Origin of the sequence: Shouchella oshimensis (genome assembly GCF_002019765.1) — a bacterium.
Lineage (GTDB): Bacteria > Bacillota > Bacilli > Bacillales > Bacillaceae_D > Shouchella > Shouchella oshimensis.
On record NZ_KV917380.1, the window covers coordinates 784327 to 795902 of the forward strand.

Here is an 11576-nt window from a genome sequence, read left to right on the forward strand (position 1 = left end):
AACAGAAGAGGCTAGAAAGGGAGGGGAGCGAGAACTTGACGATGCCGGAGGATGTAAACGAAGAAATAAAAAGAGGCAGACCAATGGATTTATCACGAAACCAAGTGATATTGGAGGCAACTCTTACCATGCTGGCGGAAGTCGGTTATGACGGTTTAACAATAGAAGCAGTTGCAACAAAAGCAAAAGTAGGAAAAGCAACGATTTATAGACGTTGGTCCTCTAAGGAAGCTTTAGTGATTGATGCCTCTGCTTCAATTAGTCCTTTTAAGACATTATGCCAAAAACTAGATTTCACTAAAACGTTACGTGATCAATTAATTGATTTACTATGTTTTGTATTTCGAGGTGATCACGAGCATCATCAAAAAGCATTAACTGCTATTGGGTCGGCCATTCCCCACAACAAAGAACTAGAAAAAGGGCTTCACAATGATTTCTACCAGCGCCATCGGCGTACGATTGAATCCATTGTAAATCCCTTTTTTAAAGAAGGCTGCGAATTAAAACAAACGGACTTAGATTTATTAGCTGATATTGGGCCCGCTTTAATTACGTATCGAATTTTCTTAATCGGAAAACCATTTGATCGGGCATATATTGAACGTATTGTTGATACGCTAATGATGCCTATTCTTACACCATTAATGAAGCAAGAGTAAAAGCTCACCAGCAGTTATGTTGGTGAGCTTTTTGAATAGTGGTGTACGTGACCATTCAATGAATGATACGGTTTATAAACCATCTGTCTTTGAGCGTTTTTCAAACGAAAGAAACACACTATTTTACGTTCGAGTTTTTCGAATGAATGGATGAAATCGTTTGTTTTTTTAACATCCCTTTGTACATACCTGGACTAGAGTCTTTGATAAGCATAGCACCAACGGTTTTTTCGTAAAATTCTGCTGGTCCAACGCCTCCGATAATGGCATACCCGTAGCCAGCGTCCTTCATAGTATGGAGTGTACGCACAAGTAAAGCTTTACCAGCTCCAGCTCCTCTTGCTGATTCGTGGACGCCAGTTGGCCCAAAATAATTTCTTAGCGTTGCGTCATAACAAGCAAAACCAATTAATTGTTCATGTTGAATTGCGAGGAAGCATGATACTGGCACGCGACTAAATGCGACGTCGCATTCATCTGCCCAACCTTGACTGAAATTCGCTTTAATCCAATCTAAGACGACTGTTTTTTCTGGTGCTAAAGCGCGACGAACAATAAGGTTTGCCGGAATGGTTTCCTCGGGTAAAGAGTAAAGAGCTACAAGCATGTCACTCATATGTATCCCGCCTTTCTCATACTTATTATTCGGTAAAAATCATTAAATTCCTTTTACTTGTTCACACACGTGAAGCGTAAACATTAAAAAGAAGAGGTGGTAGGATGAAGAACGTTAGACGGTATCTACAAAAAGAGGTTGATAATCAGGCGATACCTGGAGCTGTATTGAGCATTTCAAAAAAAGATCGCACCCTTTTTCGTGAGGCATTTGGCTATGCATCGTATGGTCCTGTTAAAGAAAAAATGACGATACAGACGCGTTTTGATTTAGCTTCCTTAACAAAAGTAGTCGTCACGCTACCGTTAGTTCTTCGATTGATAGATAAGCAATTTCTACGTCTAGATACAAAAATAAGTCGTTTTTTTCCTTCTTTTACAGAAGACAAACAGTTGATGACTTTAGAACATCTTCTTACCCATACATCTGGTTTTCAGGCACATTTTCCTTTTTATGAAGGGAAAGCTAAGACGATTATTGATGAAGTGGGCGCAATGGCTCTTGTAAACCCACCAGGAAAACGAGTCATTTATAGCGATTTAAATTTTATAATCCTTCAACAGTTGGTTGAAAATGTGACGAAAACGGATCTTGTCACATTCGCGAATGAACAACTATTCCGACCTCTTTCAATGAATCAGACTTCGTTCAACCCTACAGGAGGACACTTTGCATCCACAGAATGGGACAGTACTACAAATCGTTATTTAAAGGGGATCGTTCATGATGAAAATGCTCGTTTCTTTGGGGGGGTGAGTGGCCACGCCGGCCTGTTTTCAACGATTGAGGACCTCGAGAAATATGCGAGTATGGTTGAAGGGAATGGTAGAGTCGGTAAAACGAGCATCATTAGCGAGAAGATTCTAAAGGACTCAAAGCAGTGTCGCACAGAAGGGCTAAATGAGCGTCGAGGATTAGGTTGGATCATGAAAGACTACGGATACGCTTCATGTGGCAAGGATTTTACATCCTTTTCGTATGGACATACAGGTTTTACCGGTACAAGCATGTGGTTTGACCCGCTAGATGGTCTTCGTGTGATCTTGCTAACGAATCGGGTTCATTTTGGTAGAGAGAATCAAGAGATTCGCCGTATTCGAGCTGATCTACATGATTTGATTAAAACGGAAACGATTGGGATGTAAAGAGCCTTTATCTTTATGTCCTTTTTACGTTATTGTAGTAATCGTTGAGATGTAATAGGATAATGAAGAAAGAGACATCATTTTTCAAAAAAGGAAGCGTTTTAAGTGAAATTATTATTAGTAGAAGATGATCTCATTATTGTGTCAGGGTTAGAGTATACGCTTCAACAAGAGGGATATGACGTCATCGTTTTTCATACAGTGGAAAAAGCATCTTCATTTATCCAACATCATGTGAAGACAATCGATGTTTGTCTATTTGATTTAAATCTTCCAGATGGATCAGGATATGACCTTTGTGCTTCAGTTAAGCAAAAGTGTGACATTCCTGTTTTGTTTTTAACGGCAATCGATGATGAAGGGAATGTTGTGAAAGGGTTAGATATGGGGGCAGATGACTATATAACCAAGCCCTTTCGTGTGAAGGAGTTAGTCAGTCGTTTAAGAACGGTGTTAAGAAGGTATGAACGTCAAAGCATGAGAACAGAAATGTATCCATTTGGACCTATTGAAATTTATCCGCTAGAAGGGAAAGTATATAAACAGCAGCAGGAAATTCATGTAACGGCTCTAGAGTTTCGGCTGCTCATGATTTTTGCTAAACATATTGGTCAAGTATTATCTCGGGATCAATTGCTTCATATGATTTGGGATTCAGCCGGTGAATTTGTTCATGATAATACTTTAACAGTTAGTATTAAGCGATTACGAGAAAAGATTGAGGACGACCCACAAAAGCCTACGTTCATTGTAACCGTTCGAGGCTTAGGGTATCGGGTAGGCTCGTAATGTTTCGTAATAAAAAGTTGCGACATAGTACATGTTGGATCGTTGGATTAGGGATGGTTTTAACGATTGTTGTAAGTCGACAATCGATTCTTCTCGCTGTGATTACTGGAATGGTCATAGGAATTGTAACATTTATTCATCTACTCTATTCATGGCAGCGGTATAAGGAAATGGAGCGCCTTTCTCTTTACTTGCAAAAGATGGCTGGAGGGGTGTTTTCTCTTGATGTTCGTGATAATGATGAAGGCGAGTTAAGTATTTTAAAAAACGAAATTTATAAAATGACACAAATGTTATCGGAAAAAAAAGCACAGGCTGATGAAAGCAAGGTAAAGCTCGCAGAAGCACTTGCCGATGTCTCACACCAATTAAAAACACCTCTCACAGCAATGACTGTTATGACAGATTTATTGGCGCAGGAAGACGTCCCAAAGGAGAAAAAAGAAGAATTTTTAGGGAATGTATCGAGTCAGTTGATTCGAATGGAGTGGCTCGTTACGTCTTTGCTTAAGCTATCAAAAATTGATGCAGGAGCGATAACATTTTCAAAGGAGCCAGTAGAGGTTCAACGTTTAGTAGACGAAACCATTTCCCCGCTCGCTTTTCAAATACAAGATAAACAGCTTGCTGTAAAAAAAGTTGGCGATTACCAAGCAAAGATCGTTGTCGATGTTCGGTGGACGAAGGAAGCACTGATTAATATTGTAAAAAATGCAGTCGAACATACAGATACAAAAGGGGTTATAACCATTAGTGTTACAGATACAATCCTGTATACAGAGATCGCGATTCATAATAGTGGGGAGCCCATAAAGGACAAGGATCTTCCTCATATTTTCAAAAGGTTTTATCAAGGTTCAAACGCTCAGAAACAAAGCGTTGGGATTGGTTTGGCTTTATCTTATCATATTGTGACTAAGCAAGAAGGGGCTATTCATGTGGAATCGGCCAGTCGAAAAGGGACCGTATTTACTGTTCGTTTTTATCATCACCGTGAACATGACAAAACTGTCACTTAACCTGTCACGCTTCCGTCACTTTAGACAATTATACTTGGAGTAACAAGTTTACTGGGGGAATGAACGTGGAGATGTTAAAAGTAGAAAATTTGTCTAAAGTATACGGAAAAGGTGATACCACAGTGAAGGCACTTGATGATGTGTCGTTTTCAGTAACGAAAGGTCAATTTGTTGCTATCATCGGGCCGTCTGGATCTGGTAAGTCTACACTCTTGCACTTATTAGGTGGTGTTGATCGGCCTTCAAGTGGTAGCGTTCTTGTTGATCAAACAAATATGTATGAATTAAATGAAACTCAGCTTGCAGTTTTTCGAAGAAGACAGATCGGATTAATTTATCAATTTTATAACCTTATCCCTATTCTAACGGTTGAAGAGAACATGACGCTGCCGATCTTACTAGACGGGCATAAAGTAGAAGCTGAACGTTTAAATGAGATGGTTAGTCGTCTTGGGCTTGAGGAACGATTGCATCATTTGCCGAATCAACTATCTGGTGGTCAGCAACAGCGTGTATCAATTGGTAGAGCGTTGGTAAGCAATCCTGCGATTATGCTCGCCGATGAACCAACTGGAAATTTAGATAGTAAAAACAGTAAAGAGATTATTGACTTATTGAAATATTTTAATCGCTCACTAAAGCAAACTTTAATTGTTATTACTCATGATGAACGGATCGCTTTACAAGCAGATCGGATTATTACAATTGAAGATGGAACGATTGCCAGTGACGAGGTGACTGGTCGATGAACATCGTTAATAAACTAACGATCCGAAATCTACAAAAAAACAAAAAACGTACCATTATCACTTTGTTTGGAACGATTATTTCTGTGGCAATGATTTTTGCTGTTACAACGATTGCTGCTTCTATGATGGATTTGTTGCAACGGAATGCAATATCAAACACTGGTGAATGGCATGTGGCGTATGAAGATGTGAGTGGGCCCGAAGTAGAAGCGCTACGAACATTTGAGCGTACGAGTGAGTTAATTCTTCATAACCGATTAGGGTTTGTAGAGGAAGACGCAAGATCGACGGATGAAAATAAACCTTTTCTATTTATAAATGAATTTAATGAAGCTGGGTTGAACTATTTTCCAATGGAGCTTTCATCGGGGAGGTTACCTCATTCCTCGAAAGAATTAGTGCTTTCTACAGCAGTAGAAGAAGCGTTTTCTCTTGGTGAAACAGTCACATTAACGTACGGAGACCGCTTTGATGAACAGGGAATTTTCTTAGATGAGCACTCTTTACCTGAGGGAACGTATGGTGCGGACGGTGAATACATTCCCAATGAAGAAACCTTAGAGATTACAGGAGAACGTAATTTTACAATCGTGGGTTTTATTGAAGTGCCTTCTTGGGAATCACCATGGGGACGAGCTCATACAGCCGTCACTTTGTATGATGAGAAAGAGCTAGTCGCTGGAACGGCATCTGCAGGGCTTATTGTTGCAGACCATGTCAATCGCTCTCTTTATGGAGATGTGAAAACCCTAAGCAAAGAGCTGGGGAAGGATGCAAGCTTTAATGATGAGCTGCTGCGCTATTATGGATTGACCCTTAACGATGAATTGCAAGTAACACTTTATACAGCCATCACCATCATTTTAGTCATTATCGTCATTGGATCCATCTCGCTTATTTTTAATGCGTTTGCCATTTCAGTGTCTGAACGTTCGCAACAGCTAGGAATGTTATCAAGTGTTGGGGCAACCAAAAGGCAAAAGCGCAATTCTGTTTATTTTGAAGGGGCTTTAATTGGGGCAATGAGTATTCCAATTGGTCTTATAGCAGGCTATACGGGAATTGCTATTACGTTTCATTTCATTGACGGCATGTTTCAATCGACTTTAGGTATTAGTCAAGAGTTATATGCTGTCGTTACCCCTACAGCAATTTTAGCAGCAGTGGCTATATCCATTGTGACGATTTTCTTCTCGTGTTACGTACCGGCAAGAAGAGCATCGAGAATTACTGCCATTGATGCCATTCGTCAAACGCATGATGTAAAGTTAACGAAAAAAGTGCTTAAAACCTCTAAGCTAACAAAATGGCTATTTGGCACGGAGGCTGAGCTTGCATTAAAAAATTTAAAGCGAAACAAAAAGCGCTATTATATTACTGTGTTTTCATTAATTGTGAGCATTATATTGTTCCTTTCCGTTACCTTCTTCACTTCAACTATGACACAGTCAATGATGATGACCCAGCAAGATCCACAATTCGATATCTCGGTATATTCAGAGGAACGTGATTATGAGAATATACTGACGGACGGAGAGGTAATGGCGCATGTTCAAGCTGCTCAATTCATTACATCGGTAACAGTTATAGGCGATGCACGGGAAGAGCAACTACCTGAGCGATTGAAAAGTGACATCGAGAGCTGGGGACAAACAATTCAGGAATTTGATTATACTGTTGACATAATTGGCTTAGATAAAGAGTCTTATAAAGCCATTCTTGATAACGCTACTGAAACTGGTGAGCAGAGAGGTGATAGTACGGTGCCAGCAATCGTGCTGGAAACGATCCAATACCCTGACGATGAGGCAGGGCAATATGTACAGACGAATGCGATCGATACGTCAATCGGAGATACCATTCAATTGGTTCATCAAGATTGGGATGACGTAAATGTAACGACTCCGCTTGCGCCAGTTGAAGTAATTGGTTTGACTGCGGAACGACCGTTAAGTGTTGGTAACGTATATTTAGGGAATCTCGTATTAATGATGGAAACGGAAACAGTAGAATTGCTGTTGGCAGACATAGAAGATGAGAGTGTGGGTTACGAGACTCTTTATTTGAAAAGTGATGAACCAAATGAAACGACAGCGGCCATTGAATCCCTAGGTGACGGCCAATGGCAGATATACAATTTTTATGAACGGGTTGAAAGTGATTTGCAGATGGTAGTTGTCGTTAGTGTATTTACGTACGGATTCATCGCCCTCATTACGCTCATATCCATTGCAAATATTATCAACACGATTTCAACAGGTGTAGGTTTACGTAAAAGAGAGTTAGCCATGTATCGTTCCATTGGTATGACACCACAGTCCTTTAGAAGAATGATTCGTTATGAAAGTTTGTTTTATGGAATTCATTCGTTAATGATTGGCTTACCCCTTAGTTTTGGGATTATGTATGCCATGTATCACACGATGGTAAGAAGCTTTGCGTATCCATTTACACTTCCATGGATCGCCATTGTGTCTGTTATTATAGCGGTTTTTGCGATTGTTACGCTTGCAATGATGTATGCTTCATCGAAAATGAAGAAGGAAAGTATTATTGACGGTCTGAAGCAAGAGAATAGCTAAGTGAAAAAGAGGCTGGGACATAACTGAAAGTAATATTTGAAAAGACGAATAGTCTAAACTATGCTGAGTAGCACCGCTGCAGGAAAATCCTTCGCTTTTCGGGGACACGGCCTCAGCCTCCTCCGTGGAAAACCGCCACTCCAGAGTCTTCAGACACGTGCTGATCCCCCAGGAGTCTTCGGATTCTCCTTCCACCCATTATCATATAAAACAAACGACGAACGTTCCTATTTTCAGGAATGTTCGTCGTTTTGGTCTGTCTATCTACTTTTGTCCCAGCCCCTTTTTATGTTTGTTGAAGCAGTCCCTGAGGATCTGGGTTTTTTTGAGTACCTTGGATAGAGAGGTAAATTTTTTCTTTTTCTTTTTATGATTCCAATACAAACAAGAAGTAAGGGAATACCGAAGCCGGAGAGGATGGACTGTGGAATGCTGACAAATCGATAGAATTCTCGTTCTTGCACAACGCTATCAAACATCGTGACACCAATGAATAAAAGTAACATTCCCATAGGCATTAAAAGTGCTTTACTATCTTTTAACTTAAATAAATGCGAAATGCCTTCCATTATCGCAAATAGGTAGAGCAACAAATTAAAGTAGATGGAAATGAACCATAAGATGGTGATCGTTGCTTCAATCCTTTCAAGAAACTCACCTAATTCAATTCGCTGCGCGAGTGATAAAGCCGGGTAAAAATCTCTGCTCGTTACTTCAGGAGACAGAACCGTTATACAAAGAAAAGTCATAATGATCAGGATGGCACACCCAATCGAATAACCAATCCAAAGAGCTCTCTCTCCATTTTTAGCTGAGGTGAGGTATCTAGGGAATATGGTCAATTGTATAACAACGTTACAAACGACATTGCCCATAAAAAAAGAAAGGGCATTCAAGCCGTCAGACAAGTTTGTTTGCATAATTGGTTGCAACATTTTTACATCAACATCAGGTACATTTAAACCAATTAGTAGGAGTAAAGGTGGTATAAAAAATACACTAATTAATGTAGCTGTCCGAGCAATTGGCTCAATGCCGCAGTACACTCCGTAAAGAATAATAAGAATACTGATGAGGTAAATGACAAATGCTGGTGTGCCTGGTAGCAAGAAATTACCAATAAAGCCAACATTGTAAGAAACAATGGCAGGGAAATGAAACAGTGGAAAAAGTAAAAATAGCGCAGTCAGCACTCTTCCAGCTTTTCTTCCGAACACCCAATCATTCATATGATAAATGGTGCCTTTAGGATTCCAGCGTGCAAGGATGGTGTAAAGAAACACGATCGGAATCCCGATAAGGCTTCCGATTATCGGGAATAACCACGCATCTTGTCCAACGAAAAAAGCCAGCGTAGCAGGGATACCAAGGAGAGCCGTACTACAAGTTGCATAAATAACAATAAACGTATACGCAACAGCGGTGAACGTATGATTCGATTTCATTTTATTCGTTCCTCCTTTATATTCCCTGACTTGGCTTAGGTGGGTCGCTTATTCGTTGTTTCTGTTTAGCTCGAATGAAATCGATAACGATAAGAATGATGGGCAAGACTCCACCAATACCGAGAGAAAGCCACATGGCTGGTCCGATGTAAAACTCATAATCAGCTGCCGCATCTTCAAATGCTTGAAGCGGTATGAAGACGAAAATAAGGGCAAGTGGCAGCACGAGAGGTTTTGTATCTTTTAATTGAAACGTGTGACCAATTCCTTTAACACTCACATAGAGGTACAAGCAAATTTTGAAAAAAATGGTAATGAACCAAAGGATCGTTAACAAGGCTTCGATACGTTCTGCGAAATTGCCGAATGAAACCCGTTGCGCCAATGTGAATAATGGGAAAAAGGCAGAGGTCATTAACTCTGGCCCTAGTACAGAAATACAAAGAAGAGTAACGAAGAATAAAATCAGGCAGGCGAGGAGATGACCTTGCCAAAATGCGCGACTTGCTTTCTTCTTGTCAGCAACATACTTTGGAAAAATACTTAAAATAAGAAAATTGTTACATGATGTTATAGCTAAATAAAATAGAATGGCTTCAATATATTGATTTTGTTCTCCACGAAAAAAGGGTAAAACGAATTCAAGGTGAATATCAGATGCCTTTAGCACAAATAGCATAAGCAAAGGAACAAAAAAGAAGATACTTAGCATTTCTGCTGTGCGTCCAAGTGAGCAAATGCCTAAATAAACACCCATTGCAACAATAGACATGCTAATAAACATCACCATAACGGGAGGTGTCTCAGGCAACAAATGGTTCGTGATGAACGAGAGAGAATAGTGTAACTTAGTTGAAACAGTAAGGAGCGGCAAAGCCGTCACGATGATCATGCCAATCGTACCAATTTTGTTTCCTAAAATGGCTCGACTCATTTCGAATACATCCTTATGAGGGTGCCGTCGTGCCATTAAACTGAATAATGCGATGTGGGGTATTCCTATAAGAGTTCCAAGAAGAACAATTAACCAAGCATCTCTTCCGACCATCGTTCCTAAAATTAAAGGCATGCTTAAAAGAGATGTACTGCACGTACTAAATAAGACAAGCATGCGAAACTGATTGGTTGTTAATTTTTCTTTGCTCATGTCTTAATTCCTTGAAGCGATTTTACAATGGAGGTCATCTTATTAGCGAAGCTTGGAATATCAATTTGTAAAATGTAAGTAGACCCATAAAAAAGACCAATGCCAAGGATGGTGAAAAAGAAAATCGACATCTTTCTATCACCTGTTAACTTCTTTCTCTGACTGATATAAATAAGAAAGGCGGCACTTGCCAAAAGAAATAATTGAAAGACAATCATTTTTGATCACCGACCTTTAAAAATGAATTGACAATACTCCCACTGTCAGTCAGTTGGATATTAACCTCAACATCAATTTCGGTTTCTTTAAATAGTTCGTCCCATTCTTCTTTATGTGCTTCCCAAAAACCAGGATGGTTTCGGTAAATATTTTGGCCAATACCGAACACGTCTGTGTTAAGTTCTTTTACTTTCTCAATGGTGCTGTTTAGCGTTAGCTTAAATTCATCGCTCGCGAGCTGCTCCACTTTCTTATAAGAAGAGGGCAGGGCAAGGTTTAACGTTGTACAATCCACTTCGGAGATGGTCGCTTCGATTTCGAACTTATACGTGGCTTTCGGTTGATCATTATCAATGTTTGTCTTTAGCTGCCTTTGTACATCCTTTACCTCAAGAGCAATTTGCCCACCACCAGGGCATGTGAAACTTCCTACACTGTCACTTACATCATGAGTTAAGTAATCAAGGCCTTTGCTATCCTTCTGACCAAGCCAACCAACAAGCTTATTTTCTTTAAATAATGCGGTTTTACTAATATGAAGCATAGAAAGAGGAGAATTGACTTCTGCGTTTGCTTTTGTTCGCCCTTTTTTTAAATCACCTGAAACGGTAATGCCCATAATGGAAGGTTCAATTCCTTCTGCCATCAATTCTTGGTAGAGTTCGTCGATTGTAACCGCTTTAGTGCCACCATAAGAACGCAGTGAAAACGTAATGGAATCAAAGGCGTTTTGTGAAGGTAAATTTTCTAAAGGTGTAATAATATCTAGGACATCAGATGCTTTGTTGTCATAGGAGATGACGATGTAATAATCCGAACGGGACTCGTGGTCACGATAAAAGAAATCAAGCACTTTTTCTAAACCGTCTTTTGCAACTTCTTCACTTATAATTAGCACTTTTAATTGAGAGATAAATGCACGGCGTGGTGATTTTTGTACCATTTTTCTTAAGGATTCATGAATGGTCTTTGAACGTTCCTGGACATTCATCGCCTGGGCATAACCTCTACCAGTTTCCTGAGAAGCAATTTCCGCTGGATTCATCGCTTGCATGGTTAAGATGTACTCATCTTCATCTTTATCAATGGCCATCCCTACAATTAACGATAATTCGTTTAGTTCCCAACGATCCCAACATCCCGAAAGTGGGAGGCACATGACAAGAAGGATTATGAAAAATGATTTTAAAGAAGACATTGTAC

Annotated in this window: 11 protein-coding genes; 6 read left to right on the top strand and 5 right to left on the bottom strand. The window is 39.8% G+C overall.

Annotated features, from left to right (window positions below):
- Positions 1 to 41 precede the first annotated feature (41 nt).
- A complete protein-coding gene (locus tag BK583_RS03795; RefSeq protein WP_236702436.1) occupies positions 42 to 662 on the top strand; it encodes a TetR/AcrR family transcriptional regulator in 621 nt (206 codons plus the stop codon).
- A 118-nt stretch (positions 663 to 780) separates the two neighbouring features.
- Here BK583_RS03795 and BK583_RS03800 read toward each other — a convergent pair whose 3' ends face one another.
- Positions 781 to 1278 carry a GNAT family N-acetyltransferase gene (locus BK583_RS03800; protein ID WP_055736826.1) on the bottom strand — a complete coding sequence of 166 codons (498 nt, stop codon included), beginning with the start codon at positions 1276 to 1278 and terminating at the stop codon, positions 781 to 783.
- Between the two features lie 104 nt (positions 1279 to 1382).
- Between BK583_RS03800 and BK583_RS03805 the strand changes: the two genes are divergently transcribed.
- The 5 genes from BK583_RS03805 to BK583_RS03825 all read left to right on the top strand — a co-directional run bounded on the left by BK583_RS03805 (position 1383) and on the right by BK583_RS03825 (position 7562).
- Positions 1383 to 2423 carry a serine hydrolase domain-containing protein gene (locus BK583_RS03805; RefSeq protein WP_055736827.1) on the top strand — a complete coding sequence of 347 codons (1041 nt, stop codon included), beginning with the start codon at positions 1383 to 1385 and terminating at the stop codon, positions 2421 to 2423.
- A 105-nt stretch (positions 2424 to 2528) separates the two neighbouring features.
- Positions 2529 to 3212: a response regulator transcription factor gene (locus BK583_RS03810; RefSeq protein WP_055736828.1), complete on the top strand. Its 684-nt coding sequence runs from the start codon at positions 2529 to 2531 to the stop codon at positions 3210 to 3212.
- Positions 3212 to 4231 carry a sensor histidine kinase gene (locus BK583_RS03815; RefSeq protein WP_055736829.1) on the top strand — a complete coding sequence of 340 codons (1020 nt, stop codon included), beginning with the start codon at positions 3212 to 3214 and terminating at the stop codon, positions 4229 to 4231. The genes BK583_RS03810 and BK583_RS03815 overlap by 1 nt, the downstream gene beginning before the upstream one ends.
- Before the next feature lie 65 nt (positions 4232 to 4296).
- Positions 4297 to 4980, top strand: coding sequence for an ABC transporter ATP-binding protein (locus tag BK583_RS03820; RefSeq protein ID WP_038483343.1), 684 nt, complete (start codon positions 4297 to 4299; stop codon positions 4978 to 4980).
- On the top strand, positions 4977 to 7562 hold the full coding sequence (locus BK583_RS03825) for an ABC transporter permease (RefSeq protein WP_055736830.1): 2586 nt from the start codon (positions 4977 to 4979) through the stop codon (positions 7560 to 7562). Before BK583_RS03820 ends, BK583_RS03825 begins: the two co-directional genes overlap by 4 nt.
- 260 nt (positions 7563 to 7822) lie before the next feature.
- On the opposite strand, the gene BK583_RS03830 is transcribed toward BK583_RS03825, so the two are convergent.
- Genes BK583_RS03830 through BK583_RS03845 form a run of 4 tightly spaced genes read right to left on the bottom strand, consistent with a single transcriptional unit; the run spans position 7823 to position 11571 of the window.
- Positions 7823 to 9007: a GerAB/ArcD/ProY family transporter gene (locus BK583_RS03830; protein ID WP_055736831.1), complete on the bottom strand. Its 1185-nt coding sequence runs from the start codon at positions 9005 to 9007 to the stop codon at positions 7823 to 7825.
- A 16-nt stretch (positions 9008 to 9023) separates the two neighbouring features.
- Entirely contained in the window at positions 9024 to 10154 is a 1131-nt protein-coding gene (locus BK583_RS03835; protein ID WP_055736832.1) for a GerAB/ArcD/ProY family transporter, read from the bottom strand.
- The gene (locus BK583_RS03840) at positions 10151 to 10372 is read right to left on the bottom strand and encodes a hypothetical protein (protein WP_055736833.1); all 222 of its coding nucleotides are present in this window, start codon (positions 10370 to 10372) and stop codon (positions 10151 to 10153) included. Before BK583_RS03840 ends, BK583_RS03835 begins: the two co-directional genes overlap by 4 nt.
- Positions 10369 to 11571: a Ger(x)C family spore germination protein gene (locus tag BK583_RS03845; protein WP_055736834.1), complete on the bottom strand. Its 1203-nt coding sequence runs from the start codon at positions 11569 to 11571 to the stop codon at positions 10369 to 10371. Before BK583_RS03845 ends, BK583_RS03840 begins: the two co-directional genes overlap by 4 nt.
- Positions 11572 to 11576 lie beyond the last annotated feature (5 nt).